21 protein-coding genes are annotated in these 26,064 nt (G+C 58.3%); 5 read left to right on the forward strand and 16 right to left on the reverse strand.

Annotated elements, in window-relative coordinates; translation table 11 throughout:
• Window positions 1-7 precede the first annotated feature (7 nt).
• From ACJ8OK_RS17340 to ACJ8OK_RS17400, 13 genes are all read right to left on the reverse strand, one after another.
• Window positions 8-2,557, reverse strand: coding sequence for a fimbria/pilus outer membrane usher protein (locus ACJ8OK_RS17340; protein ID WP_060560154.1), 2,550 nt, complete (start codon window positions 2,555-2,557; stop codon window positions 8-10).
• A gap of 105 nt (window positions 2,558-2,662) precedes the next feature.
• Window positions 2,663-3,340, reverse strand: a complete 678-nt coding sequence (locus tag ACJ8OK_RS17345; RefSeq protein WP_033632205.1) for a fimbrial biogenesis chaperone — start codon at window positions 3,338-3,340, stop codon at window positions 2,663-2,665.
• Window positions 3,341-3,437: 97 nt separating this feature from the next.
• A complete protein-coding gene (locus tag ACJ8OK_RS17350) occupies window positions 3,438-3,959 on the reverse strand; it encodes a fimbrial protein (protein WP_004931785.1) in 522 nt (173 codons plus the stop codon).
• Window positions 3,960-4,440: 481 nt separating this feature from the next.
• Window positions 4,441-4,989, reverse strand: a complete 549-nt coding sequence (locus ACJ8OK_RS17355; RefSeq protein ID WP_004931783.1) for a tyrosine-type DNA invertase — start codon at window positions 4,987-4,989, stop codon at window positions 4,441-4,443.
• Window positions 4,990-5,529: 540 nt separating this feature from the next.
• On the reverse strand, window positions 5,530-5,772 hold the full coding sequence (locus ACJ8OK_RS17360) for an acyl carrier protein (protein WP_033632204.1): 243 nt from the start codon (window positions 5,770-5,772) through the stop codon (window positions 5,530-5,532).
• Window positions 5,773-5,783: 11 nt separating this feature from the next.
• Complete coding sequence (locus ACJ8OK_RS17365; protein ID WP_060560155.1) at window positions 5,784-7,037, reverse strand: beta-ketoacyl-[acyl-carrier-protein] synthase family protein; 1,254 nt, start codon at window positions 7,035-7,037, stop codon at window positions 5,784-5,786.
• 2 nt (window positions 7,038-7,039) lie between these two features.
• Window positions 7,040-8,419, reverse strand: coding sequence for an efflux transporter outer membrane subunit (locus ACJ8OK_RS17370; protein WP_060560156.1), 1,380 nt, complete (start codon window positions 8,417-8,419; stop codon window positions 7,040-7,042).
• Entirely contained in the window at window positions 8,416-10,374 is a 1,959-nt protein-coding gene (locus tag ACJ8OK_RS17375; RefSeq protein WP_079007640.1) for an ABC transporter permease, read from the reverse strand. Before ACJ8OK_RS17375 ends, ACJ8OK_RS17370 begins: the two co-directional genes overlap by 4 nt.
• On the reverse strand, window positions 10,364-11,491 hold the full coding sequence (locus tag ACJ8OK_RS17380) for an efflux RND transporter periplasmic adaptor subunit (RefSeq protein ID WP_033632200.1): 1,128 nt from the start codon (window positions 11,489-11,491) through the stop codon (window positions 10,364-10,366). Before ACJ8OK_RS17380 ends, ACJ8OK_RS17375 begins: the two co-directional genes overlap by 11 nt.
• Before the next feature lie 40 nt (window positions 11,492-11,531).
• The gene (locus ACJ8OK_RS17385; protein WP_374930094.1) at window positions 11,532-13,655 is read right to left on the reverse strand and encodes a peptidase domain-containing ABC transporter; all 2,124 of its coding nucleotides are present in this window, start codon (window positions 13,653-13,655) and stop codon (window positions 11,532-11,534) included.
• 19 nt (window positions 13,656-13,674) lie between these two features.
• Entirely contained in the window at window positions 13,675-14,619 is a 945-nt protein-coding gene (locus ACJ8OK_RS17390; protein WP_060560162.1) for a hypothetical protein, read from the reverse strand.
• Complete coding sequence (locus ACJ8OK_RS17395) at window positions 14,619-15,284, reverse strand: DsbA family protein (RefSeq protein WP_033632197.1); 666 nt, start codon at window positions 15,282-15,284, stop codon at window positions 14,619-14,621. The genes ACJ8OK_RS17390 and ACJ8OK_RS17395 overlap by 1 nt, the downstream gene beginning before the upstream one ends.
• Before the next feature lie 177 nt (window positions 15,285-15,461).
• Window positions 15,462-15,665: a DUF4762 family protein gene (locus ACJ8OK_RS17400; protein WP_033632196.1), complete on the reverse strand. Its 204-nt coding sequence runs from the start codon at window positions 15,663-15,665 to the stop codon at window positions 15,462-15,464.
• 425 nt (window positions 15,666-16,090) lie between these two features.
• Between ACJ8OK_RS17400 and ACJ8OK_RS17405 the strand changes: the two genes are divergently transcribed.
• From ACJ8OK_RS17405 to lldD, 3 genes are all read left to right on the forward strand, one after another.
• Entirely contained in the window at window positions 16,091-17,011 is a 921-nt protein-coding gene (locus ACJ8OK_RS17405) for a LysR family transcriptional regulator (protein ID WP_033632195.1), read from the forward strand.
• 323 nt (window positions 17,012-17,334) lie between these two features.
• Window positions 17,335-18,918: an L-lactate permease gene (locus ACJ8OK_RS17410; protein WP_060560163.1), complete on the forward strand. Its 1,584-nt coding sequence runs from the start codon at window positions 17,335-17,337 to the stop codon at window positions 18,916-18,918.
• Between the two features lie 42 nt (window positions 18,919-18,960).
• The gene (gene lldD / locus ACJ8OK_RS17415) at window positions 18,961-20,100 is read left to right on the forward strand and encodes an FMN-dependent L-lactate dehydrogenase LldD (protein ID WP_033632193.1); all 1,140 of its coding nucleotides are present in this window, start codon (window positions 18,961-18,963) and stop codon (window positions 20,098-20,100) included.
• A 1-nt stretch (window position 20,101) separates the two neighbouring features.
• Here lldD and ACJ8OK_RS17420 read toward each other — a convergent pair whose 3' ends face one another.
• On the reverse strand, window positions 20,102-20,911 hold the full coding sequence (locus tag ACJ8OK_RS17420) for a MoaF C-terminal domain-containing protein (protein WP_033632192.1): 810 nt from the start codon (window positions 20,909-20,911) through the stop codon (window positions 20,102-20,104).
• Between the two features lie 36 nt (window positions 20,912-20,947).
• On the reverse strand, window positions 20,948-22,213 hold the full coding sequence (locus ACJ8OK_RS17425) for an MFS transporter (RefSeq protein ID WP_060560165.1): 1,266 nt from the start codon (window positions 22,211-22,213) through the stop codon (window positions 20,948-20,950).
• Between the two features lie 669 nt (window positions 22,214-22,882).
• Here ACJ8OK_RS17425 and ACJ8OK_RS17430 point away from each other — a divergent pair.
• Window positions 22,883-23,800 carry a TIGR03571 family LLM class oxidoreductase gene (locus ACJ8OK_RS17430; RefSeq protein ID WP_004931740.1) on the forward strand — a complete coding sequence of 306 codons (918 nt, stop codon included), beginning with the start codon at window positions 22,883-22,885 and terminating at the stop codon, window positions 23,798-23,800.
• Between the two features lie 158 nt (window positions 23,801-23,958).
• The gene (locus ACJ8OK_RS17435) at window positions 23,959-24,390 is read left to right on the forward strand and encodes a VOC family protein (protein ID WP_048324762.1); all 432 of its coding nucleotides are present in this window, start codon (window positions 23,959-23,961) and stop codon (window positions 24,388-24,390) included.
• A gap of 6 nt (window positions 24,391-24,396) precedes the next feature.
• On the opposite strand, the gene ACJ8OK_RS17440 is transcribed toward ACJ8OK_RS17435, so the two are convergent.
• On the reverse strand, window positions 24,397-25,941 hold the full coding sequence (locus ACJ8OK_RS17440) for a BCCT family transporter (RefSeq protein ID WP_060560169.1): 1,545 nt from the start codon (window positions 25,939-25,941) through the stop codon (window positions 24,397-24,399).
• Between the last annotated feature and the right edge of the window lie 123 nt (window positions 25,942-26,064).

Below are 26,064 nucleotides of genomic sequence, written 5' to 3' on the forward strand. Positions count from 1 at the left end.
ATGCACCTTATAAACACTGCCCGTTAACGAGGCGAATCCCACCGCCCTCGGGCTGATTAGCCAATTGATAGTTGGCCTGACATTGCTGAGCCGCGTCATTGCCCCACTTAACCTGCAATCGCCCGCTCTCCGCCAGCCCGGCCAGATAAACCTGGCCGCCATCGCCGACGATGGCGGCATTGTCAGAGGGGCTGTTGAGAGTGCTGACGGTGGCACCGAATGGCACCGGATTGCCACTGCGCGTCAGCAAGGTCAGCAACACGCGGGCACCGACGTCCGGATTGAAACGGGCACGCACCACGGCGCCGCGGGTTGGGATCACCGTTTGGCTGCTCAGCGTCATGTCGACGTCATCGGCGAAAGATTCACCGTCCAATCCGACGATATTGCGCCGATAAGGCGTCAGGTAAGGTACAACCGCATAACCGCGCCAGTCGGTGCTGACCCCGGTCTGGTTCAGGACATCAACCCCCGCGGCACCGGGCGCCTGCACCAACGCCACCGTATCGCCCAACGGCTGCGACAGCGTAACGCCGTTTTGGTGCACCAGAACGCCGCCCTGCACGCCGTAGTTCACCTGCTGCCGATGGCGATCGTAGTCATAACCCAGGTTCCACTCGGCGAGGGCGCCTTTATAATCCGCCTGAATATTGCCGTTCGCCCCTACGCCCCGGCCGGTATAGCCCTGGCTGATGCTGTAGTTCAGGTTGTTGCCCGGCAGGGCAGTACCGCTCAATCCAAGGTTGTTGCTGGTGGCGCCATTGCGGCTGGTGTTCATATTGTAGGTGGCATAGCTGCCTGGCAGCCATTTGCTGAGCGGCACGCTGACGTTGAAAGCCACGATATGGTCACGGATGTTGCTTCGATTGCCGTTACTGTCGTAGCCGTTCTGGTTGAAGGTGTAATTCAGCCCGTAACTGACAGCTTCCCAGCTGTTGTTGTAACTGAGGGTGACCGATTGCGAGCGGCGATTGTCGTCCCAGTAGTCTTCGTTAAACAGGCTGAGCGACAGCGTTCCCCCCAAATCCCACAGGCTCTGGCTCATCGTCAGCTCGGCACGGCTCTTCTTGTGATCGTTATAGATAGCACTGTTGCCGCCGTAACTCTCCAGCGCCTCTTGCAGGTTATAAAAACCGCGCGTGGAGTAGCGGTAGCTGGCCAAGCTGAAGTTGGTGCCGGTCTCAATGAAGTTTTTACCGTAGCGTAGGCGCCATGACTGCCCCTGTTCCTTCGGCCGGGTTTCCTGTTTGGTCCAGGCTTGGGTGACATCGGCAGACAGCGCGCCCATCGCCCCCAAGTTCTGCCCCCAGCCCCACGCCAGAGACTGATATTTACTGGCCGCCTGCACGCCGCCATACAACGTGGCCCCCCATGGCAGACCGTAGATCCCGGTTGCCTGGCTGAACGGGCGTTCATCAACGCCGCCGCTGTATGAACGGTATTTCCCGCTGGTCAGGCTGTATTTAAACCGCCCTTCGCGCTGCAATACCGGCACCACGGCGTAAGGCACCACAAAATGCTGCTCCTGGCCATCAGCCTCACGCACGTTCACATTCAGGTCGCCGCTGCCGCCCGTGGGATACAGATCGGTAATTTCAAATGCCCCCGGCGGCACATAGCTTTGATAAATCACGTAACCGTTTTGCCGGATGACTATTTGCGCATTAGTGCGTGCGATCCCGCGTACTACCGGCGAGTACCCTTTCATGCTGTCCGGCAGGATGTCGTCCTCAGAGGCCAACTGCCCACCGCGGAACTGCACGCTGTCGAATACATCGCTGGACGTCGCGCTGTCCCCCAGGGTCAGGCGGCTTTGCAACGCAACGATATCGCGCTGCAGGTAGGTATTGATTGAGCGCCAGGAAGAAGAGCCGCCGGTGTAATGATTCCAGATCGAATAGTTCCGCAGGCGCCAGGCACCCCAGTTGATGCCCGAACGCAGATTGAGATAATAGTTATTATTGTTTTGCCGTTCGCTGTCGCGCATATGGCTATTGGCGCCGCTGAAGTTGTAATTGACCAACAGCGCCGGTATGCCGGAATCCCATTTATCCGGGGAAACGTAGTCGCGCGCATTCAAGCGCAACGCCGCCTGTGGAATACTCAAATTCAGCCTCAGCTGATTGAACAAGAATACCGCAGAGGCCTGTGGAATGGCCTGCGCAAGGTTGACGCAGCTATCCCCAGGCACCATCGCCGGGAACATAGCAACCCTGACGCCCAATTCAGCCAATTTTTCCGTGCTGAAACAAGGCTGTAGCGCTTGCTTACCGCCGACTCCCGGCATAAGCCGGAACTCGACGTCAAGGCTGTCGATCTGTTCGCCATTCAGGTAAAGATCGACCCGATAGCTCCCGGGCGCCTGGCTGCTGTTCTCCTCAAACACGGAGAGATCGGCGCCTCGCAGCGCCGGATTATCAATTTCCAGCAACGCCGGGTTGAAATAATCGCGAGCATAAGCCGTGCCGATCGGGCTCAGCAGCGCCACCTGGCAAGACATCAGGCCGGCAAGAACCGATCGCGCTCCTGGTAAACCAATGCAATTCGGGTTATTCATCCTTTTAACTCCCTGTCCCGATTGGCTCGGCCCGACGAAAAATCAGGTAAGCCGAACCCCTGCTCCAGCGTTATCCCAGAGCAAAAAATACGCACCGCTGCCCGGTTATAACGTGCTGGTGAAGTTCTGGCCGGTGCCGCCATAGTCGTTAATGATTTGCCAGCTCAGGCTGCCACCTGCACCGCTCGCCGTCGGCAGCGGGAAACTGGCGCTCGCCTGCGGCGCTACCATGGTGTTGCCGGTGATGGCGTGGCCATTCAGCTTCAAATTAAAAAAGGTGAGGTAGTAGGGAGAAGGGTTGGTCACCTGCAGACGATCGCCACTGCGTCGCCACGTCACTTTACCGGCCGCCTCCTCCAGATTGCCGGCGAGCCCCTGCGGGCGGTAAATCAACTTGATGCGGGTCTTGATGGCGATCTGCAACGTGTTTTCTTTCTTTTCCACCGAAGGGATCGCCTTCACATTCAGCCAATACAGCGACTCTCTGTCCGTTGGTAAATTGCCACCTGCGCGCACCACGCGCAGCAGGTTATTTTGGCCGCCGTCTAAACGAAATAGCGGCGGCGTGATGATAAAAGGCGCTTTTGCGCTATCGCCTTCTTGCGCATCGACCCAGGATTGGATCAGATAAGGCACCGCATCCGGATTACTGATATTCAGAGCAGACTCTTTTTTACCGCCGTCGTAGATGAGGCGCGTTCCACCCACTACCACGCCGGCCTGTACCGGAGCCCAAAGCGTCATCAACAACGCCGCCGTCAGCGCAAAGTATCCTGCTTTCATTCTCTTTCTTCCCGTTTCCATCACCGATGAATAAGAGCCAGAGGACACGCTCTCTGGCTCATTTTTCTAGCTGTTCCGCCGCCGTAACGGCATGGCCTTACTGATAAACGATGGTGAAGTTGGCCGTAGCGTTGGCACTACCGACGGAAACGTTGTCATAAGCGAAATAACGCGCGACAAAGCCCAGAACGTTGTCTTTGTTCTCTGCCAGCGTATAGACGCGGGAATCGTTACCGATATTTAACACGTTGCTGCCGTCGTCCAGCAGCTGCACGCCAATACCGCCCGCGACCCCGGCAGTGCCGGCGCCGGTCAGTTGCAACAGCCCGGACTGCCCCTGAACCTGGGTGCCGTCAAAACGCACGGTGGCACCGGTGACAGTGGCCGGGCAATTTTTCAGCACCAGATTGAACGCCTTGGCGCCGGCGGTTTTAGACAGGGTGAAGGCATCTTTGGCGATCTTGCCCAAAGCGACCTGCTTGTTTTGGGAATCCGGATCGACAGTGCAAGACTGATCGGTAATGGTGCCAGTGATATTCAGCGCGCCGTCAGCAGCAAATGCAGAGGGGATAAATGCGGACGCAGTCAGTACAGCTACAGCCAACAGATTCTTTTTCATCCTACTTTCCTTAAAATTATGCAAAATATGCATGGGTTTATTTCCGACATATCCTTAATGTCATTCCTTTTATTTAGTTCCATGAATACGGAGGGCTTTAGCCAGACTGATTAATGGCACCAAGCTCATTCATCCAAACGATTCATTTTGAACTAAAGTGACTCCTTTGGTTTTTAAAACCAAAAAACATTAATTTATCGGAATTAAAAACCAATAGAGTGGTGAATGACTGACAAATCAGACTAAAAAACCAAGGTGTTAGCTCAATGATTTAAAGCCGTGGAACTTTGATTAGGATTTTACTTAGAATCAGAGGGAGGGGCATGACACGCAATTAAATCGCAACATACTGTTTTTTAATTAAATTATCCTTTAAACAGGAAAGGAGGCATGGGAATATTGACATTGTTTTTACGCGTCCTTACAGTATGTTTCAGTTTAGTTCAAAGTGACTCCTTAACGTTATTAACTTAAATCATACTTACCAAATTTCCTTAAAGCGCTGCGCATTGCTGGCGGTATAAATCACCGTATTCTGGATATTTCGGTGCCCGAGGTAATCCTGAATTAAACGGGTATCGATACCGCGGTCCGCCAATGCAAATCCACAGCCATGCCGCAGCATATGTGGGTGAGCGTTGACCTCCAATTTGGCCGCCTTGCTGTAATGGCGAATCAACCCGTAAATCCGTTGACGCGACAGACGGCCGCCGCGGTTGGAAAGGAACAGCCACTCCCGATCGGCCCAGCGGTGCCGCTGACGCTTATCCAACCAGCGCCGCAGACATTGTCTTTCGCGCAGATAGAGCGGATGCACGGTGGAAAAGCCATTTTTCAACCGATGCACATAGATATTACCGCCCTCCAGATCGATATCCGACAAACGCCATCCCCCTATTTCACTGGCGCGACACCCATGAATAAAACACATGTAAATCAAACAATAATCGCGTTCTGGATTCTTTCCATGCAGCGTGACCTCAAGCAGTCTCTCCACTTCGGAAGGCGTCAGATGTTTACGATTAGACATACAACCTCATTACTTTGAGAGGAAAAATGTGGCTGTCATTTTCCTTTTACATCACCACAATGGACACTCAGGGTAGCCCCTGGCTTATGGATAGGTTCCTGCATCCAGCGCGGAGTATAGCGGATTTGCCGAATGCGAACAGCGCGACAGGTGTTATTATCACCGGCGCCTGCCGCCCCTGTGAGGCGCTATTGTGAATGGGTTCCGCAGATCCCCGGTATTATCACCGCGCAGTCCCCTGTTTGCTTTAGCTTGCATTATCACTACCGGGCACGATGTAGAGTAAGATTGATAAATTAACCGGCAAAACAAAGAATATTCCTAAAAAAACATCGCCATGTCATTAACACTCGCCATTAATAACACCGCCAAAATGCGAATAAAAAACCACCACAGGTTCATATTAACCTGACGAATAAGCATTAATAATTATGGATATCGATAACAGAGTGAAACAGGAAGGGTGAGAATGAAATAGCAGTCACAACAGACGAAAAACCCAGGCTTTACCTCAACAAGCGATCGCCTGGGGGGATGAAATTATTGACGGATTATCACGTGGCACAATTCGCCGAGGGTCAACTCAGGATGCTCGATCAGCATTTCCGCAGTGAGCGTAATGCCGAATTCTCGCCGAACCAACAACATCAGCTCCATATAATCCAGGCTGTCCAGTCCAAGCTGCTGTAGCGGCATATCCGCCGACAGCATCGTTCTCTCCAGCCCTCTGGCTTCATGCAACAGGCCGCAAATCGCCTCATATAACCGATGATATTTGTCCATACGTTCTAACGTTATCCACAGTGATTGCCAAATATCAGCGCCGCATTGGCGCCGCCGAAACCGAAGCTGAGGCTCATGACATTACGCAGACGACCGTGCCGATGCCCTTCGCGAATATAATCAAGATCGCATTCGGGATCGGTCTCGTGCAAATGGCAGGTTGCCGGCATCATTTGTTGCTGTAATGCTTGCAGGCAGACGATGGCCTCAAAGCTGCCGGATGCGCCAAGCAGGTGCCCGGTATAGGATTTCGTGCTGGAAATCGGTATGCGATAAGCATCGCGTCCCAGCGCCGCCTTGATCGCCTGGGTTTCGCTCACATCGTTTTGCAGCGTAGAGGTGCCATGCGCATTGATATAGTCGATTTCATGGCTGCCGAGCCCCGCCTGCTCCAAGGCCCGCCGTAGGGTTTTCACCTTAGTCTGAGGATCCTTCGACGGCGCGGTAAGATCGGAAGCGTCTGAAAAATTGCCGTACCCTTTGATCTCCCCCAGGATCGTCGCACCGCGCGCTAAAGCCGCATCCCGTTCCTCAAGGCATAATACGGCGGCGCCTTCCGCCAGGACAAAACCGTTGCGTTCCCGGCTAAACGGGCAACTGGCTTTAGTGATATCCTTCTGCTCCCGGCTCAACAAACGCAACGCATCCATATTCCAGATCGCGCCGTTTCCGCGCAACGACTCCGAGGCGCCGGCCAGCATCATTGAAGCGCGACCGCTGCGTATCACCTCAAACGCATCGCCAATCGCGATGCCGCCGGTCGCGCAGGCCGCCGCCGGCGAGCCTTGATAGCCCCGCAGCAACCAATGCTGGCTACATATGGCGGTCGCGATATTGGGCATCGCGTGAAAACAGCCAAACAGCTGCCCCAGCCCGGATTGCAGATAGTCCGCATTGTTTTGCATGATCTCATCCTGGCCGCCCCAGCCGCTGCCAATAATCGCCCCGCACTCCAACGACGAATAAAAGTGCGCGGGCCCAACAAAACTGGATGAAAACGCCATTTCGATCGCCTCCGCGGCTGCGGCAAGCGCCAACCTGGCGAATCTGGGCAAGCGGCGGCTTACCCGCGCGGCAACGCCCTCCAGCGGTGGTTCAGACTCCAGCAAAGCAAAAAAGCGCGCGTGGATCCCCGCCGCCGATTTATCGTGATAACGATAGGCCAGGCGGCTGGCCATGATAGCCTGCCAGTTTTGCTGCACGTTGCCTCCCAGCGCGGTGACGGCACCGTAACCGGTGACCACCACTCGCCTTATTTTCTCCATGCTTATTCTCCTTGCCCCGATGCGAAAGCCTCGTTGCCGCCCAGTGCCAGCCAGAGCTGCATCGTGGCGTTCAGGTAGCGATATTGCAGCGCCGACAGCGAATTTTCGCTGGTCAACACGGCCTCTTGCGCATCCAGCAGCGTTTGCAGCGCGACGGAACCGGCCTGATATTGATGCCGCGCCAACGCCACGGCTTGTCGGCTCATCGCCAGATGCCGCCGCTGGTTGCCGATTTGCCGCTGTGCTTCCAGACGTTGTCGCATGGCGTTGTCCACATCGGCCAGCGCGCGGTAGACCGCATCGCGAAATTGAACCTCCGCCCGCTGCGCCTGCAACGCCGCTTTGTCGCTGGACAAACGCATCTTGCGCCATTCGATAAACGGCAGCGTCAACGTTGCGCCCAGCGAACGCGAAGGTTCACTGAACCACCGGCGGAAAAGCCCGCTGCCGGCATCCAACCCAGCCTCCAGACTCAGCGCCGGATAAAAACTCAATCTGGCCGCCTCCGCACCGGCCAGCGTCGCTCTCAGGCGGCGCTCTGCCGCCTGAACATCCGGCCTGCGCGCAATCACCTTCGCCGGCTGGCGCTGTACGACAGCCACCTCTTCAAGCGGCAACGAACGCCGTTCGCTATAGCGCAGCAGCGGCGATCGCCCGAACAATAACGCCAACGAGTTACGCGCATCTTCCCGCTGTCGCTCCAGCTCATGCAGCTGATTCTCTCGTGCCAACAGACTTTGTCCCGCCTGCAACAGTTCGAATTGGCCAACGTCGCCGGCGGTGTGACGAGCCGTCACCAGCCGCAAAGTTTCACACGCGATCGCCAGCGCCTGTTGCTGATAGGTGACTTGCTGATTCAAATCGGCAATCTGCCAATACCCGCGCGCGGTCGCACCGATCAAGGTCAACGCGGTATTGCGCCGGTCCAACTCCGAGGCGGCGGCCAGCCATTCGGCCTGTTCGCGAATACGTGCCAGCTTGCCCCATAAATCCAGCTCATAGCTCAGAGAAAGCCCCGCACGGTAGCTTTCCTGCGGCGTATCCGTGCTCCGCAACGTTCGGGTATTGCGGCCGCTCAGGCTGGCGGCCAGATCCGGCGTCAAATTGCCCTGCGCTAATCCGGCCTCCAACACGGCCTCGCGCCACTGCAATCCGGCCAGCGCCAGATCCTGATTCGCGATCAGCACGCCATCGATCAGCGCGGACAGTTGCGGATCATTGAAGTTTTCCCACCAGGCGATGCCCGCCCGCAGTGAACCGGAACGTTCATCGACCACACGCCACTGCAGCGGCAGCGACGGTGGCGACCTGGGGTCGATCGGCCGCCATCCGCAGGCGCTCAGCGACAGCATCACCAGCCCGCAAACCAGAAGTCGGCTCATTCTCGCGCCAGCGCCTCCACCGGCTGCAGGCGCGCGGCGGTGCGAGCGGGAAAGAACCCAAACCCGACACCGATCAACGCCGAGAATCCGCAGGCCAGCAGCAACGGCGGCCAGGTAAAGATCATCGTTACCTGCGGCGCCAATCCGCTCAGAGCCCCTTTAACCAGCGCGGCGCAGGCGATCCCCAACACGCCCCCCAGGCTGCAGATCACCACCGCCTCAATTAAAAACTGCCGCATAATGTCCTTCTCAGCGGCGCCCACCGCCAATCGAATGCCGATCTCATGGGTCCGTTCCGTCACCGAGACCAGCATGATGTTCATTACCCCCACGCCGCCCACCAGCAGCGAGATGGCAGCAATCGCGGTAATCAGCAACTGCATGGAGTCTGAGGCACGCTGAATGGATTGCGTCAGCTGATCGTCGGTCAGAGTGAAGAAATCCCGCCGCCCGTGTTCCACCATCAAACGCCGGGTCACCTCCCTCCCCGCCTCTTCCAGCGTCAGTTTTTCATTCACTCGCATCACAATGGATTCCAGCGGCATATCGCCGGCGATGCGACCAGTCAGGGAGGTATAGGGCAGCCAGGCAAGCGGTTGAGAACCGGCATATTGGGCGCCGCGGCGTTGCGCGACGCCGATCACCCGATAAGGCACACCCGTTATCAGCAACACCGCGCCCACCGGATCTTGCCGGGAAGAAAACAGAGCCTGCTTTAACAAGGGATCAATTACCGCCACCGGTGCGCGCTCACTCAGATCCTGCGCAGTAAACAGGCCACCGGAAAGCAGCCGAATGCCCTGCGTGCGGAAATACCCCTCGCCGACGCCCATCACGGCGAGCGGCACCTGCTTGCCTTCGCGCACGGCCGACAGTTGAGTGCTGATAACCGGCGAGATGCTGTCGACGTAAGGCATCTCCGCCAGCAATGCAGCATCGCGCGCGCTCAGCGAACGCGCAAAATCGGGACGCGATTTTTCCCACCCGAGGCCAGGGCGAATCTCCAACGTGCTGGAACCGAGCTGGCTGATTTCCCTGAGAATGCTTTGACGCGTGCCTTCACCGATGGCGATGGCGGAAACAACCGCCGCAATGCCGATGATGATGCCGAGCATCGATAATAATGCCCGGACCCGATGCCCTAATAATGCCCGCCAAGCCATGCCGAGCGCCTCTCGCAGCGCCGCCCAAGGGCTCATGCGTTTCAGCGGCGCAGCCAACGCCAGCGGCCTCTCGAACGCAAAACGCTGTCGGGCGGCATCATGGCAACGATCCGCCACGATCTCGCCGTCGCCGATCTCAATGATCCGCCGTGCCTGCTCGGCGATCCGCCGATCGTGTGTCACGATGACCACGGTATGCCCGATCGCGTTCAGCTCATGCAAAATGGCCATCAACGCCTGACCGCTGGCGCTATCCAGCGCGCCGGTCGGTTCATCGGCCAAAATGATTTCCGCACCGTTCATCAGGGCGCGTGCAATACTGACCCGCTGCTGTTGCCCACCTGAAAGCTGCGCCGGGCGATGACCGCCGCGCTGCGCCAACCCGAGCCGAGTCAACAAATGCGCTGCCCGCTGGCGACGCTCTGCGGCCGGCATGGCGGTATACAGCGCCGGGATCGCCACATTCTCGCCGGCGGTCAGGTAAGGCATCAGATGATAGCGCTGGAAGATAAAGCCGATATGCCGGCTGCGAAGCTGCGCCAGGCGATCGCCGTCGGCTTGCCCAATAGCCACCCCGTTGATGTGCACTTCGCCCTGAGAAGGCTTGTCCAGACAGCCGATAATGTTCATCAGCGTCGATTTTCCAGAACCGGAGGCGCCGACGATAGCGACCATTTCTCCCCGTTGAATGCTCAGGGAAACGCGCTTGAGGACCGCAATTTTCAGCTCTCCGGCTTGAAACTCGCGCGAAACGTTATCCAAAACGATAATGGGATCCGTGCTAGCTGACATGGCCGTCCTCCGCATCAGGCTGCTGCTCCAGCAGCACCCGTTCCCCTGCGTTCAGCCCTTCCAGCACTTCGGCATAGCGACGATCGCGGGTGCCGATACGTACTCGGCGTACCACGGTCTGCTCACCTTCCAACACCTTGACCTGGTAACCCCCTTCATCCAATGCCGCGCCCAGCGCAGCCATCGGCACCCGCACCACTCCCTGTGCGCGTTCGGTAATGATAACTACCTGCGCCGTCATCGAGGTGCGCAGTCGACGTTCGCCATTGGCGACGGCAAACACGCCGTTGTAATACACCGCCGCCGTTTGCTGGCTTGAATTCCTGCCCAGTGGGTCGGTTTCCAGCGCCTCCGCCGGTGCCTGCTGTATCGCGCCCATGGCCCCCTCATATCGGCGGCGGGGATCGGCGGCGACGTAAAACCACAGCGGCTGCCCCGTCTTCACCTGCAAGATGTCATTTTCCGATATGCGGGTATGCACCATCATCGTATCCACGTCTGCCATCACTAAAATGGTCGGCGCGCTTTGCGACGAGACGATGGTTTGCCCTTCTTGGGTGACGATGCCCAGCACCTCGCCGTCGATAGGGGCAGTAATACGGGTAAAAGCCAGATTGGCCTTGGCCGTTTCCTGTGCGACTTCGGCCTGGACGATCTGCGACTCGTTCACTTTCAACTGCGCCAGTTGCGCGTCGCGCTGCGCCTGCGCTTTTTCCAAATCGCTGGCCACGCCGGCGCGGTCGCGCGCTAGCGCCCTTTGCCGCGTCAGCTCCAACTGGTACTGCTTGAGCTGCGCCTGACTCGCCAATTTCTGCGCCTGCGCGCTGCGTAATTCAGCCTGCGACTTGCGCAGTTCGTTAAGTTGCAACGTCGGATCTATCTCGGCCAACAGCTGGCCCTGAGCCACTCTGTCCCCCTGTTTAACATACAGTTTTTTCAGTTGGCCGTTGACCTGCGCGCCAACGTTCACCTGCCGGGCCGGTTTCAAAATGCCGGTAGCCAACACGCTTTTTTCGATGTCGCCGCGATCGACGCGCGCCGTCTGCGGCACTTCGGGCTCAGGGGAGCGATTCAACAAAGATAGCCCGCCCAACAACAGCGTCAGCAAGACAACCATCAGCCATGCCGCTTGTCCCCAGCGTCTCTTTCCAGCCACGTCACCCTGCCTCAGCACAATCATTTGCCCTGGCATCGACGGTGACTTCAGCCACCAGCCTGCCCTGAGACATGCGCAGCACCCGATCGAACAACGGCAACAGCCGCGGGTTATGCGTCACGGTCACCAGGGTTTTACGGTTTTCGCGGCAATGCGCCACCAGAGCCGACATCACAGCCGCCGCAGTCTTTTCATCCAGATTCGCCGTTGGCTCGTCCAGTACCAACACCGGGCAACGGCTATACATGGCGCGTGCCAGCAACAGACGCTGCCGCTGCCCCAGCGACAGCCCGGCATGGCTCTCCCGTACCAGGGCGTTCACGCCGCCCGGCAGCTGCGCTACCGCGTCCGCCAGCCCCAAGCTGCGCAGCGCCTGTTCCACCTGCCGTTGCTGGCCCGGCGCCGACGGCGCGAACAGCGTGATGTTCTGCAACACAGAGGCATTGAACAGAATGTCCTCCTGGCTTTGCAGGAAGAACAGCCGCTGCGCGGCGGCGTTTGCCAGTGTGCGCCCATCCAGACTCAGCTCCCCCTGCTGCGGCGTCAGCAGACAGGCGAGCACCTTCAGCAAGGTGCTCTTGCCCGCGCCGGAACCGCCGCAGATGGCGATGCACTCGCCCCGTTCCAGCGTCAGCGACAGGTCGCGCAAAACCGGTTGGCCGGCGTCGTAAGCGAAGCTCACCCCCCGATACGCCAACTGCACATCAAAATGGTTCACGCTTTCGTCGCCAGACCCGGTACGCAGAGATACGGCAGGAAACAGATCCCGCGCACGTTCATCGATAACGTGCAGTTGGTTTTTCTGCAGGACGGCAAAAAAGATCTTGCTGGTGTAAGAGGTAAAGATTTCGCGCAGAAAACTGTAGGCGAAGAAGGCCCCCAGGCTGAGCTCGCCCCCTTTGAGCAACGGCAACGCCAGCAGCATGAACACCACCATTTCCAGGCTGCCAATCAGTTGATAAATGCTGCCCTTGACCTGCTCATAGATTTTTTGCCGCTGCAGGCAGTTGAACAGCGAACGGGCATATTCGGCGAACCCTTCCTGCCGCTGGCCAGCCAAACCGGCGGACTTGATGGTCGAAAACCCTTGAATGGTTTCCAGAATAAAATCATTCTGCGCCGCCCCTCTCACCTGCAACTGCTGGGTGAAGTGGCGATCGCGATAAATGGCCCAAACGCTGACCGCCCCCATCAGCAGCATGCCGACAACCGGCACCAGCGCCAGCATCGGGCTCAAATAGCTCATCACCGCCAGTGCGATAGCTCCGATGATCCAGTCGGTGCGCAGGCCGTTATCCAGTTCGATTTTCTGGCCGGCGGCCATCTGCCAGCTGGTGAAACGGCTGAAAATCTCGCCGGGCGCGCGCTTGCTGAAGAAATTCAGCGAATTTTCCAACAGGCGGGAAAAGCCGGCGGCGCCGTGCAGCAACACGAAGTTTTTGATAAAACGCTCGGTGATGATGCGCGCCATCAGAGCCAGCGCCGTGGATGCCACAAACGCCAGCAGATAGTAGGCGTAAGGGAATGCGATCTCACCAGCCATGGCGAACACCTGATTGATCGCGCTGGCGACCATCATCGGCATGATGAACAGCGTCAGCGAGATAAGAAACGTCATCGCCGCCAGGCGATAAATGCCGGCGATGCCGGCGGTATCCTTCAGGCTTAAACTGGCGAAAGCGCCCCGTCGGCGGCTCCGCACGGCGGGGGCGGTGGACGGTAAATCGTCGCGATCGAGCACCAATGCGTAGCCGCTGATTTCCGCTTTCAGGGCGGCGTAGGGCAGCAGCTGTTGCCCCAACGCCGGATTCATTACGCAGACGTAACCGCCCTGACGATATGCCAGCAGTACATAGTGGCCCGCGCCGTAATGCAGAATCGCCGGTAAAGGCAGCGCCGCCAGATCCCGGTGCTCGAACGCCACCGGATAAGCCGGCAACGCCAGCTCCCCTAAAATGGCGCACAGCGTCGCCAGCGAAGTGCCGTGTTGCGAAGCGGGGTAACGCTCACGCAGTTCCGTCAATGGCACGCGAACGCCCTGCGTTTCCGCCAGCATGGCGATGCAGGCCAGCCCGCACTCATTGATTTCGTTCTGCAAGACCGGCGTAGGGAGGGTGTTTTCCATGCGTAGTGATATCCCTGACTTATTCGTTGATAAAAAATAAAGAGTGCGAATGCCACAGCAGCCAATCATCCGCATGTCGCCGCAGGGTGCGCTCGACGATTTCCGGCACGGCGCAGCCGACCTGCTCCGTGGCAATCGGTTCCTCTATGTGAATACGAACGCCGCGATCGTAATAAAGCGAATAGCACACCACCCGAGCCCGCATCGCCCGGGATAATCGAACGATGCCGCTGTGCAAATGCGCCGGCCGGTTGAACAAACGGCAAGCCAGTTTGGCCGAGGCGTCCCGGGTGCTGTTCAAGGTGTAATCCGGCGTGATGTCCGGGAAGAGGATGATATTGCGCCGATGCTCCGTCGCCTCCAGCAGCACCTGCGACAAGGTGCTGGCAATATGCCGGGGATCGTCGTGAATTGAGCAATAGTCTAGCCGCTGCCGCCATTCCCCCTCAGGCGCTCGCCGCGCCAACGTCTGCGCGTCGCCGGAAACGATCACCGTTGCCCGCCCGGGATAAACGCCCGCGCCGACCAGCGTCGCCAACACGTCGGAAACCGTGTGCATCGGCGCCAACAACACCGGCACCCCGGCGCGATGCAGCGGCTCCACCACCTGATTGAGCTGTGAAGTGCACTGCGCCAAATGTTCCATCAACGCGGCGTTGCGGGCCTGAAGCGCCGCCAAATCCAGCCACTGCCGCCGCTGCATTAGCCAGGCGAAGTCCAGCTTGCCCTCCCCCAGCAGGCTTTGGCGATTCGCTTCAGCGACCGCTTGCCGGTGGCGAAAACGGCGTTGCTGCAGACCCCACCTCAACCGCCTCTGCATCTTTAGCCACAGGCGATAATCCATGCGGCGCAGCAGAGCGCACGTCAGACTCCGGCTCACCCCGGTGCGGACAGCCGAGAGACGCGCCACGGCGTCCAGGCCGTTACGCCAGGCCAGATAGCCTCGAACCGCGAGCAGGCGCATCAGGGGGCCAGCGGCTTATCGTGCTGCAACAGCGACAGCAGTTGCTGGCTGAAAGCGGAAAACTCGCGGTCTTGCAACGCCAGCCATTTGCGATTAACGATAAAGCTGGGGGTCGCATTGACCTGGTAATAGCGACTTACCGCCGTCATATACGCCAACAGTTCCTTGACCCGCTCTGAATCTCTGGCCCGCTGATAAGCGGCCTCGTCGATGCCGTTGGCCTCCAACCAGGCGCTGAGCTGCTTTTCATCCGCCAGATTGAGGTTTTCTTTGATAATGGCGCGGTAAGCGGCGGGACGATGCTGCGCCTCGATCCCCATGACCGTCAGGGTGGCGAAGAGGGGCGCAAAGGCCGCCATGCCGGCGTGATCGTCGTCGCTGAGATGCAAACGCACCAATTTGGCACCCGCTGGTAAACGTTTTTCCAGCTCGGCCACGCCGCTCTCATTGACTTCACAATAATGACAGGCGTAAGAGAACACTTCGACAATCGTATTGTCGTCTTGCAACGGGCTTTGCTCGACTTTTTCCGAAGAGAGAAAACTCAGGCTTTCCGCCGCCGGCGAGGCCATAACATAATGCTGGAAATAAAGCGCGGTCAAAAAAGAAGAGGCGAAAATAATAACGAGCGTGTAGCTGATAAAAAGCAAGGGACGTTTATACATAACGGACGCATCCTGCGCATTAATTAATATTCACTTGACAGAGTGAACGTGTGTAAAAAAATTAACACCGTAAATAATAAAAAGCTAAAGACGACTGCTTCGCCCGATATCAGGCGGGACAGCGCGAACGCTGCCCGCCTGCCCACCGTTCATCCAAATGCAGGCGGTCTACCCACCTCAGCTTGGCGTGGTTGGATTAGTCGGGCAGCTCGCAGCAGGTGCCGGCGTATAATACTTTTGCACACCGCCGAACTTATCCGCGCAGGTTTTCACCAGGTTACAGGTTCTGTTGCTGCCGGTTCCCACCCAAGCAAATTCCTTGGAACAAACGAAAGTACCGCCGACGATGTTTTCCGCTTCAGACAGATTGATTTTCTTCATTACAATATCCTTATATATATTAAAATATAAACACACTACCCATCACTCTGCCGGTAAGACAGAGTAATTCTTCAATACATTGAAAAACATTTAATTGATAACAATGAGAGCGCTGCGGGAAAAAGAATAGCCCTCTCGCACAAGCAGATCAATACAATTATTTACACTACGCCGCAGGCTTAGTGGAAGAAGTAACGCTTGATATAAGGACTATTCTAATTTAATTGCTTATAAAAACATGAAAGTTAATTCCACCCCAGGAATAGCCATGATTTATTTGAAGGATAATTCTCAGCTTAAGAGGTAATTAACCAAGAAAATTTCAGATCCGACCAGTTAGCCGGCGCTGGAAACAGGCTGAAAAGATTGCTTCCTGCCGCGCCGGACTTACACTGGGCAACAGGACTCTCACTCTAAGGATGCCCATGCTCGCCACTCACGAATACGCCAACGACCTGATTCTGTTTGCCCTGATTGTCGACTGCGGCTCGTTCAGCAAGGCCGCGGAGAGCGCCGGCATCACCAGCTCGGTGGTCAGCAAACGCATCGGGCGGCTGGAAAAATCGCTGGGTGCCCGCCTGCTGTACCGCACCACCCGCAGCCTGACGCTGACCGAAAGCGGCCAGGCGCTCTACCAGCAGGCCAAAGAGATCGGCGCCAAAGTGCAGGAGGCGCTGTACGCCGTCAGCGAAAAGAGCGAAGAGTTGACCGGCACCATCCGTATGTCGGTGCCGACCATTTCGGGCGAGCTGTTGCTGAGCGAAAGCGTGGCGGAATTTTGCGCCCTGCATCCCAGCCTGAAGGTCGAAATGCGGCTGGAAAACCGCTTCGTCGATCTGGTGGAAGAAGGCATCGATCTGGCGATCCGGACCGGCACCATGCCGGATTCCAGCCTGATTGCCCGGCCGATCTTCGATTCCCGCTGGGTGATCGTCTGCTCGCCGGGCTACCTGGAAAGCCACCCGGAACCGCGCAACGCCGACGATCTGCTGAGCCACAACTGCCTGACCTACACCTACCAGGAGAGCGGCACCGCCAACTGGCTGATGAAGCGGCCGGGGCGCAACGACATCTACGAGCTGCAGGTTAACGGCAACCTGTCGGCCAACAATGCGCGGGCGATCCGCAAAGCGGTGATCGGTGGCCACGGCATCGCCATGGTGCCGCGCTGCATGGTGTATGAAGATTTGCAGGACGGTAAACTGACGGAGATCCTGGCCGGCCACTGCGGCAAAGTGCTGGGCATTTACGCCGTTTATCCTTACACCCGCAATCTGCCGTTAAAAACCCGTCTGCTGATCGAACATATCATCGGTTCCTACCAAAATATCAGCCATTATTTTTGAGTTCCCTGCTCTGATTATTTCCCTGCGGCCGTAAAAAGACGCGGGGATTACCGCATTTTTGGACATGAACTATTGAACATTACCGCTTAATTAATGTGAACTCACGCATTCATCACACAAAAACTCTTCCTATCAAACTGATTTTAAAGCAGTTAGCTTAACGCCTCCTGCCGGCCAGTTTCCCTCCGCCGGCGCCGTTCGCCGATGTTAAAAAATTACCGCATGGCATCGTCGCCAACGTTGTGATTAGAATGAAAATGTTGCAGCAATTAACCTTTCAGCTACATATCTCTGCCCATAAAAATAATAACCCTGAGGATCTTATGCCCCTGCTTTTCAGTATTGCGCCCATCGTCCTGCTGATTTGGATGATGACCAAAAGGAATGGCGTGCCCTCTTATCTCGCCCTGCCGCTGACGGCCGCCGTGGTGTATGTCGTACAGCTCCTGTGGTTCGATGCCTCGCTGCGGCTGCTGCATGCCAATATCATCACCGCGCTGGTGTCGACGCTGACGCCGATCACCATCATTGCCGGCGCCATCCTGCTCAACAAACTGATGCAGGTAAGCGGCGCGGAGAACGTGGTGCGCCGCTGGCTGGAAACCATCAGCCCCAATCCCGTGGCCCAGTTGATGATTATCGGCTGGGCGTTCGCCTTTATGATCGAGGGCGCCAGCGGCTTCGGCACCCCGGCCGCCATCGCCGCGCCGATTCTGGTCGGGCTGGGCTTCAACCCGCTGCGCGTCGCCCTGCTGACGCTGGTGATGAACTCGGTACCGGTCTCCTTCGGCGCCGTGGGCACCCCTACCTGGTTCGGCTTTGCCAATCTCGGCCTGTCGGACGCCAGCCTGCTGGAGATCGGCCGGCAAACCGCGCTGATCCACTTCGTCGCCGGCTTCGTCATTCCTCTGCTGGCGCTGCGCTTTATCGTTTCCTGGCAGGATATCCGCCGCAACCTGCCGTTTATCCTGCTCAGCGTGCTGAGCTGCACCCTGCCCTATCTGTTGCTGGCCCAGGTGAACTATGAATTCCCGGCGCTGGTCGGCGGTGCAATCGGCCTGGCGCTGTCGGTGCTGCTGGCGCGCGGCGGTATCGGCCTCGCCCGCGGCGACAAACCGCAGAGCGCCGGGCAGGCGGTGCCGTTCATGCAGGTGGTCAAGGCCATGACCCCGACCCTGCTGCTGATTGCTATTCTGATAGTGACGCGCGTCCACCAGCTGGGCCTTAAAGCGCTGCTCAACAACACCGCGCTGCTGTGGCGGGAAAACCTCGGCTGGCTCGGGGAGCTGTGCATCAGCCGGGCGCTGATCGTCGAACTGCAGCAGGTGCTGGGCACCACCGCCGCCGCCGGCTACAAAACGCTGTATGTCCCGGCGCTGATCCCGTTCCTGTTGGTGGTGCTGCTGTGCATTCCGTTGTTCCGTCTGAATGGCGGCCAGATGCGGCAAATGTTTAGCGAAACCGGCGGGCGCATCGCGCGGCCCTTTATCGCCCTGTTCGGCGCGTTGGTGATGGTCAACCTGATGATGCAGGGCGGCGACAACGCGCCGGTGATCCTGATCGGTAAAGCGCTGGCGGCGCTGACCGGCGACAGCTGGCTGCTGTTCTCGTCGTTCCTCGGCGCGCTGGGCTCGTTCTTCTCCGGCTCCAATACCGTTTCGAACCTGACGTTCGGCGGCATTCAGCAGTCGATCGCCCAGAGCAGCGGTCTTGACGTCAACCTGACGCTGGCCTTGCAGTCCGTCGGCGGCGCCATGGGCAACATGGTGTGCCTGAACAACATTATCGCGGTCTGTTCGATCCTCGGGATCGGCAACGCCGAAGGCAAAATCATCAGAAAGACCGTACTGCCGATGCTGGCGTACGGCGGGATCGCCGCCGCCATGGCAGCGCTCCTCACGCTCTGACTGAACACTCGTTATCGCAAGCAAGACAAGAAGGTAAACACTATGATCATCTCCGCGTCAACCGACTACCGGGCCGCCGCCCAGGCCAAACTGCCGCCGTTTCTGTTTCACTACATCGACGGCGGGGCCTACGCGGAGCATACGCTGAAGCGCAATACCGCGGATCTGGCCGATATTGCCTTGCGCCAGCGCGTGCTGCGCAATATGTCCGAACTCAGCCTGGAGACCACGCTGTTCGGCGAGCAGCTGGCGATGCCGGTGGCGCTGGGGCCGGTGGGGCTGACCGGCATGTACGCCCGCCGCGGCGAAGTGCAGGCCGCGCGCGCTGCGGCCAAAAAAGGCATTCCGTTCACGCTGTCCACCGTGTCGGTCTGCCCGATCGAAGAGGTGGCGCCGGCGATCGATCGGCCGATGTGGTTCCAGCTCTACGTGCTCAAAGATCGCGGTTTTATGCGCAACGCGCTGGAGCGCGCCAAGGCCGCCGGCGTGAAAACGCTGGTGTTCACCGTCGACATGCCGGTGCCGGGCGCCCGTTATCGCGACGCCCATTCGGGGATGAGTGGCCCTAACGCCGCCCTGCGCCGCGTGCTGCAGGCGTTTACCCATCCGCAGTGGGCCTGGGATGTCGGCCTGTTCGGCAAGCCGCACGATCTGGGCAACGTCTCGGCCTACCGCGGCAAACCAACCAGCCTGGAAGACTACATCGGCTGGCTGGGCGCCAACTTCGATCCGTCGATTTCCTGGAAAGATCTGGAGTGGATCCGCGAATTCTGGGACGGCCCGATGATCATCAAAGGCATTCTGGATCCGGAAGACGCCAAAGATGCGGTGCGCTTCGGCGCCGACGGCATCATCGTCTCCAACCACGGCGGCCGCCAACTGGACGGCGTGCTGTCGACCGCGCGCGCCATGCCGGCGATCGCCGACGCGGTGAAAGGCGACATCACCCTGCTGGCCGACTCCGGCATCCGCAGCGGCCTGGACGTGGTGCGCATGATCGCGCTGGGCGCCGACAGCGTGCTGCTGGGGCGCGCCTTCGTCTATGCGCTGGCGGCGGCCGGCGAAGCCGGGGTGGCTAACTTGCTGGATCTGATCGACAAAGAGATGCGCGTCGCCATGACGCTCACCGGCGCGAAAACCATTGCGGAGATCAACGCCGGATCGCTGGTCAGAAACGCCTGAATCAAAGCGGCTGTACCCCTTCCGGGTAGGCGTTGTAGCTCATCTTGCTGATAAACGCCCCGGCCGGTGACACCAACACCCGGCCGGCGGCGTCCAACCCGAGGAAGGTGCCGGTGCAGCGCCCGGAGATAAAGTCGAAGAAGAACACCGAGCACACCGGGATAATCTTTTCCCGGAAGGTGAACAGGAACATCTCGTCCTCAAACTTGTAGTAAGTGGCGTAGTCCATGTCGCCGTGGCCGAATTGTTCGCCGCGCAGGTTTTGCCAGGCATAGCGCTCGGTGTTGACGTAGAAGTGTTCGTAATAGTGGTTGGGGCTGTAGACATTCAGCGTGCGATAACCGATCAGCTCGCGGGTAAGATGCGGCGCGACGCCGCCCGGCGTGACGCCGTCAATCTGCCCAACGTGGAAGCTTTGCTTAAGGCGAGATCCCTTTTCCACCGTTTGCTCGGGCAGCAACGTGCTGCGCACCAGCAGCGCCCGGCCGCTGTCGCGGTTGAGCACCAGCGTCAGGCATTCGTTGCCCGGCGACTGCAGCGGAATATTGAAGAAATAGCGGGCGGCGGAGGTTTGCACCTCTTCGTAAGCGTCCTCGCCGCTCTCCCCGCCCCAGGCCCACAGCACCCGCTGCCGATCGGCGCTGAAACGCAGCGTGATTTCCCCGCCGTCTTCAAAGGCGATCTGCAACGTTTTGCCGCGCCAGTCCTGAGTGCCCGGCAGCCGGTTGGTGTCGATGCCGCGCGCGAAATCGTCGTAATTCTTCCAGTCCGGTTCGGCATTTTGATTCAGTACGGATGGTTCTGCTGACATCTTCGCTCTCCTTGATTGAATGGGATGAAAACCGCCTCAGACGTCGGCGACGCCCGCCGGTTTCACCGCTCGGCGGTTCGCCACGGCAGGGGCGGTTTCATCGAGAAAACAACTCAGTACGCCGGCGCACACGGCGCCGGCGGCCGCCAGCCACATCACGCTGACCAGCCCGTAGCGATCGGCGATCAGCCCGGCGATAAACGGCGCCAGGCAGCCGCCAACCACCTCGCCAATTCCCATCACCAGCCCCAACGCGGTCGCGATGCGCGCCGGCGACACCGTTTCAGACGGGATGGTGGCCATAAACAACGTGAAACAGCCAAGGCCGGTATAAGACAGGAACACCAGCACGCCCAGTAGCCACGGGTTATCGACGTAGCTCAAAAACAGCGGGCAGCACACCGCCAGCAGCGAAAAGAAGATCAGCGTCGGCTTGCGGCCGAAGCGATCGGAAATCGCCGGCACCGCCACGCCCCAAAACACCCAGGCGGCGCCGATGGCGCTCATGATGCCGCCCATCGTGCCTTCGCCGAAACCGCGGTCGGTCACCAAAAAGTTGGGGGTGAAGGTAATGATGATCATGAACCAGGTGACGAACACACAGGAGATCAGAATGCACAGCGCCACGTTCTTGATTTTGAATAACTCGCCGTAAGCACCTTTGTTCGCCGCCTTGTCGGCCGCCGGCGCGGCGCTGAAAGCGGGATCCTTTTTGCCGTTCACATAGCGATAGATCAGCCACGCCAGAATGATGCCCGGCACGGCGGTCAGGTGAAACGCCATGCTCCAGCCCCACTTCTGCGCCAGATAGATGATCAGCGGCGGCGCGATAATACCGCCCAACAATCCCGGCGCCGCGCCCTGGATCAACCCCATGTTGAAACCGCGGCGCTGCGGCTGCGATTTTTCCACCATCAACGACTGTGCGATCGGCAATACCGGCCCTTCGGCGATCCCCATCAACGCCCGGAAGATCAATAGCATGGCAAAGCCGCTGACCAACCCCGACAGCGCGGAGAACAGCGAAAACACCAGGATCGACAGGATCAGCATCGGTTTACGGATATTAAAACGATCGGCTATCGCCCCCAGCCCGGCGCCAGACAGCGCCCAGGTTAACGCCAGCACCGCCGACAGGGTGCCGAGATGCACGTTGCTGAGCTTGAGGTCGGCGGCAATCATCGGAAACAGAAACGAGATGGTCAGACGATCGACGAACACGCAGCCGAAAACGAAAAATAAAATAATCAGCAACCGGTTCTCTTCACTTAATGCGCTGCGAGGCTCTGGCGATGTATTCATAGCGTCATGTGTCCATAAGTTAACTTATGAATGGCAAGCCGCCATGGCATAAGTGTGTTAAGCGCACGGCCAAGAGAGAAATTGGCCCTCCGTCACGACAACAACTCATTAACATGTTAATGACATAAAATTATCGTAAGCCGGCGGTCTGTCAACCGGCGCTTTCTTAGAGACGAATGAAGTTTTTGTTCGGTACTATTTTAAAATCGCATTATCACAAAAAGATATTTTACCTCTCTGTTTTTACAGAAAATAAAATAATAACGGGTATTTTTCTTCGGTTAAAAACGCCTATTTCCACGCCATTTGCGAATAATCTCAACGATCACTCTTCAGGCTTATTAATTTTTTACCCGTATTGAATGAACGCTGGGGAATATTCAGTTTGACTTTTATCTATTGAATCATTTCGTTTTATTTTATTGCCGCACAACAAACTAACTCTTATGAGGGAAAGGCCATTGGCAAAGTTACATAATTTCATCTGGACAATAGCAAAAGCGCAGAGCGTGACGTAAATCACGGCAATCATGCCGTATCCTGCAAGGTAATTATGCTCGCAACAGCAATTATCTATTGCGATTAGGGCTGTTTATATCAATTAATCGTCATGCAACACTTCGTGCCATCGTTCGACACCGCGCCGCAAGGCCTGAGACGGAGTGACACATGAGCATCGAAAGACTAACCCGGGAGCCGCTTTCCATCGGTATTGAGCTGCCGTTGGACAATGATTGGTCCACCAGTGGGCAGCTGAAACGCCAGCAGGACGGGCGGCCGTTCGGCGTGCCGGACATGAGTGAACACGCTGCGCGCATCAAGCTGGCCGATGAGCTCGGCTTTCGCGCCGCCTGGGTTCGTGACGTGCCGCTGTACGATCCTGACTTCGGCGACGCCGCGCAGGTGTTTGAGACCTTTACCTACCTCGGCTACCTGTCCAGCCTGACGCGCAATATTCTACTGGGCACCGCGGCCGTGGTGCTGCCGCTGCGCCAGCCTTGGCTGGTGCGCAAAGCGGCTTCCACGCTGCAAACGCTGAGCGGCGATCGTCTGCTGCTCGGCGTCGCCAGCGGCGATCGCCCCGTGGAGTACCCGCTGTTCGGCGCCGATTACGCCGCGCGCGGTGAAAACTTCCGCACCAGCGTCGGCATTCTCAAAGGTGAAGCCGACAGCGCGCTCCAGCCCGGATTGCGCCTGCTGCCGGCCACGCCGCCGCCGCCGCTGCTGGTCGCCGGGCTGGCGCAACAAACGCCCGAGTGGGTGGGCAAAAATATGGATGGCTGGCTGTCGTATCCCGGCACGCCTGCAGACCACGTTTCGCGAGTCAAACTCTGGCGTAACGTAGCCGGTGACAAGCCCTACGTCAGCTTTATTCATCTCGACCTCACCGATAACGCCGACGCGCCGATTCAGCGCCATCGCTTCGGCATAAAGAGCGGCCGCAATGGATTGATTCAGGAACTGAGCGCCATGCGTGACGCCGGGGTCAACCACATCGGCCTGCATTTCCGCCGCAACCAGCGGCCGCTGGAAGAGACGATGCAGGAGATCGGTCAACTGGTGTTGCCGGAATTCCATCGCGCCTGACGCCCGCTTTAGCCCGCTATTCCGACCTGAGCGGGTCTTTGCCCCGTTACCGGGGCTTTTTTATTTCCGCCGCTGCTAGTTCATAACAACTCAGTCTAATCCCTGCGGCCAAACGGCGGCATGATGACGGGGCAACGAACCACCATGAGGAATGAGCAATGACGGCAAAACTGACAGAAGCGGGCTTTTGGCGCAAAACCGCCGACTCTTCATCGCTGCGCGAGCCGCGCGTGCTGATCCGGGTCTACGTCGATGAAGGCGAGATTGACCGCGCCATCGCATTTTACGAGCGGCTGCACGGCGTGGAAGCGGATATGCGTTTCGACTTTCCCGAACATCGGTTGGTGCTGGCGGCAGTAGGGCCGTTTCTGATCCTGGAGGGCTCGGAAGAAAGCCTGCGTCCTTTCCGCAGCACCGTCGGCACGTTGCTGGTCGATGACATTTATCCTTACCACGAGCGGCTGCTGGCCGCCGGGGCCGATATCTTCTTTGGCCCGGTGGAAGTGCCCACCGGCGCCTGTTTCAATGCGCGCCTGCCGGACGGCACGATTATCGAATACGTGCATCACCGGCCGCGCGCGGACGAATAAGCCGCCTCAAGGGAGCGCCGGCGTCATGGCGTAACCGCGCAGATCCTTGCGCAGGCTGACCATGTACAACACGATCACCGCCGAGAACGGCAGGCCGCACAGCACCACCGCGGTCTGCATCGCGCTGAAACTGCCGGCGTACAGCAACCCGGCGCAGATCAACGTGGTGACCGCCGCCCAAAATACCCGCAGCCAGGCCGGCGCGTCATCGTGGGCGGAACCGCCCTGGCAGGAGAGGTTCGCTATCATCAGCGTGCCGGAATCAACCGGCGTCAGGAACAGCACGAAACTGATCGCTACCACAAAACCGGCGGTCAGCTGGGTATAGGGCAGGTATTCGAACAGCTTGAACACCGCCATCGGCGGATCGCTTTGCGCCACCTGCCCGAGGATCGCCTGCCCGCCTTCCAACACCAGGCTGATGGCGGTATTGCCGAAGATCGACAGCCACGCCAGCGTGAAGCCCAGCGGGATCAGCAACACGCCGAAGATCAATTCACGAATGGTGCGCCCTTTGGAAATGCGCGCGATGAACAGCCCGACAAACGGCGCCCACGCCACCCACCAGGCCCAATAGAACAACGTCCAGGCGCCCTGCCACTGGCGCGCCTTGCCGTACAGATACATATCGAAGCTGCGGCTGACCAGCGAAGTGAGATAATCGCCGAGGTTCTGCAACATGCCGTTGAGCAGATTCAGCGTCGGGCCGGCCAGAAACACGAACAGCAGCAACAGGCACAGGAAGCCGACGTTGATGTTCGACAGCATCGCAATGCCCTTCTCGACGCCAGTGACCGCCGCCAGCGTGGCCACCACCATCATCACCACGATCAGCGCCAGCAGCACGCCGGTGCTTTGCGGAATATCGAACAGATAAAACAGCCCCGAGTTAACCAGCAGCGCGCCGATCCCCAGGTTGGTTACCATCGAAATCACCGTCACCAGAATACCGAAGCTGTCCACCAGATGGCCGGCGCCGCCGTGGGTGCGCTCGCCGAAGATCGGGTATAACGCAGAGCGCAGCGCCAACGGCAGGCCGCGGCAATAGGCGAAATAGGCCAGCGCGGTGGCGATCAGCGCATACAGCGCCCAGCCGTGCAGCCCCCAATGCAAAAAGGTCAGCGCCATCGCCTGCCGCGCCGCCTGCACGGTGCCGCCGCTGCCTTCCGGTGGCGACAAAAAATGATCCAGCGGTTCATAGGCGCCGTAGTACACCAGCGCAATGCCGATGCCCGACGAGAACAGCATCGCCACCCACGAGGGATAGCTGAACTGCGGCGGTTCGTCATCCTGGCTGAGGCGAATATGGCCGAAGCGCGACAGCGCCAGCCAGAAGACGAACACCATGCAGGCGACCATCAACAGCATGTAGTACCAGCCGAACACGTCGGCGACCCAACTTTGCGCGACGTTCAACCACTGTTTGCTGGCGGCGGGAAACAGCACGACCAGCGATCCCAGCAGCAGGATCACCGCCGCCGAGCCGAAAAATACCGGGACATTCAATCTGACAGGTTCTTCGTCAAGCGATGGAGGAGTTTTTGTTGTCATTGGCAGGCTTCCATGATGCGAAAGACAGACGATTTAAATGCAACTTTTAATTAACATTTTATCGCCATTTATTTGACATTTTCGCAGCATATAGAGTATTGATTGACCGTTCAATCAATCAAA

This window comes from Serratia sp. CY71090 (assembly GCF_052166845.1).
Classification (GTDB): domain Bacteria; phylum Pseudomonadota; class Gammaproteobacteria; order Enterobacterales; family Enterobacteriaceae; genus Serratia; species Serratia nematodiphila.

Excerpts from the sequence above, each read along its gene's own strand:
- ACJ8OK_RS17375 (WP_079007640.1), bottom strand. The coding sequence starts at position 10,374 with ATGTCAGCTAGCACGGATCCCATTATCGTTTTGGATAACGTTTCGCGC.
- ACJ8OK_RS17380 (WP_033632200.1), bottom strand. The coding sequence starts at position 11,491 with ATGGTTGTCTTGCTGACGCTGTTGTTGGGCGGGCTATCTTTGTTGAAT.
- ACJ8OK_RS17430 (WP_004931740.1), top strand. The coding sequence starts at position 22,883 with ATGAGCATCGAAAGACTAACCCGGGAGCCGCTTTCCATCGGTATTGAG.
- ACJ8OK_RS17425 (WP_060560165.1), bottom strand. The coding sequence starts at position 22,213 with ATGAATACATCGCCAGAGCCTCGCAGCGCATTAAGTGAAGAGAACCGG.
- ACJ8OK_RS17395 (WP_033632197.1), bottom strand. The coding sequence starts at position 15,284 with ATGTATAAACGTCCCTTGCTTTTTATCAGCTACACGCTCGTTATTATT.
- lldD (WP_033632193.1), top strand. The coding sequence starts at position 18,961 with ATGATCATCTCCGCGTCAACCGACTACCGGGCCGCCGCCCAGGCCAAA.
- ACJ8OK_RS17400 (WP_033632196.1), bottom strand. The coding sequence starts at position 15,665 with ATGAAGAAAATCAATCTGTCTGAAGCGGAAAACATCGTCGGCGGTACT.
- ACJ8OK_RS17420 (WP_033632192.1), bottom strand. The coding sequence starts at position 20,911 with ATGTCAGCAGAACCATCCGTACTGAATCAAAATGCCGAACCGGACTGG.
- ACJ8OK_RS17435 (WP_048324762.1), top strand. The coding sequence starts at position 23,959 with ATGACGGCAAAACTGACAGAAGCGGGCTTTTGGCGCAAAACCGCCGAC.
- ACJ8OK_RS17405 (WP_033632195.1), top strand. The coding sequence starts at position 16,091 with ATGCTCGCCACTCACGAATACGCCAACGACCTGATTCTGTTTGCCCTG.
- ACJ8OK_RS17355 (WP_004931783.1), bottom strand. The coding sequence starts at position 4,989 with ATGTCTAATCGTAAACATCTGACGCCTTCCGAAGTGGAGAGACTGCTT.
- ACJ8OK_RS17360 (WP_033632204.1), bottom strand. The coding sequence starts at position 5,772 with ATGGACAAATATCATCGGTTATATGAGGCGATTTGCGGCCTGTTGCAT.
- ACJ8OK_RS17340 (WP_060560154.1), bottom strand. The coding sequence starts at position 2,557 with ATGAATAACCCGAATTGCATTGGTTTACCAGGAGCGCGATCGGTTCTT.
- ACJ8OK_RS17440 (WP_060560169.1), bottom strand. The coding sequence starts at position 25,941 with ATGACAACAAAAACTCCTCCATCGCTTGACGAAGAACCTGTCAGATTG.
- ACJ8OK_RS17385 (WP_374930094.1), bottom strand. The coding sequence starts at position 13,655 with ATGGAAAACACCCTCCCTACGCCGGTCTTGCAGAACGAAATCAATGAG.
- ACJ8OK_RS17370 (WP_060560156.1), bottom strand. The coding sequence starts at position 8,419 with ATGAGCCGACTTCTGGTTTGCGGGCTGGTGATGCTGTCGCTGAGCGCC.
- ACJ8OK_RS17390 (WP_060560162.1), bottom strand. The coding sequence starts at position 14,619 with ATGCGCCTGCTCGCGGTTCGAGGCTATCTGGCCTGGCGTAACGGCCTG.
- ACJ8OK_RS17410 (WP_060560163.1), top strand. The coding sequence starts at position 17,335 with ATGCCCCTGCTTTTCAGTATTGCGCCCATCGTCCTGCTGATTTGGATG.
- ACJ8OK_RS17350 (WP_004931785.1), bottom strand. The coding sequence starts at position 3,959 with ATGAAAAAGAATCTGTTGGCTGTAGCTGTACTGACTGCGTCCGCATTT.
- ACJ8OK_RS17345 (WP_033632205.1), bottom strand. The coding sequence starts at position 3,340 with ATGAAAGCAGGATACTTTGCGCTGACGGCGGCGTTGTTGATGACGCTT.
- ACJ8OK_RS17365 (WP_060560155.1), bottom strand. The coding sequence starts at position 7,037 with ATGGAGAAAATAAGGCGAGTGGTGGTCACCGGTTACGGTGCCGTCACC.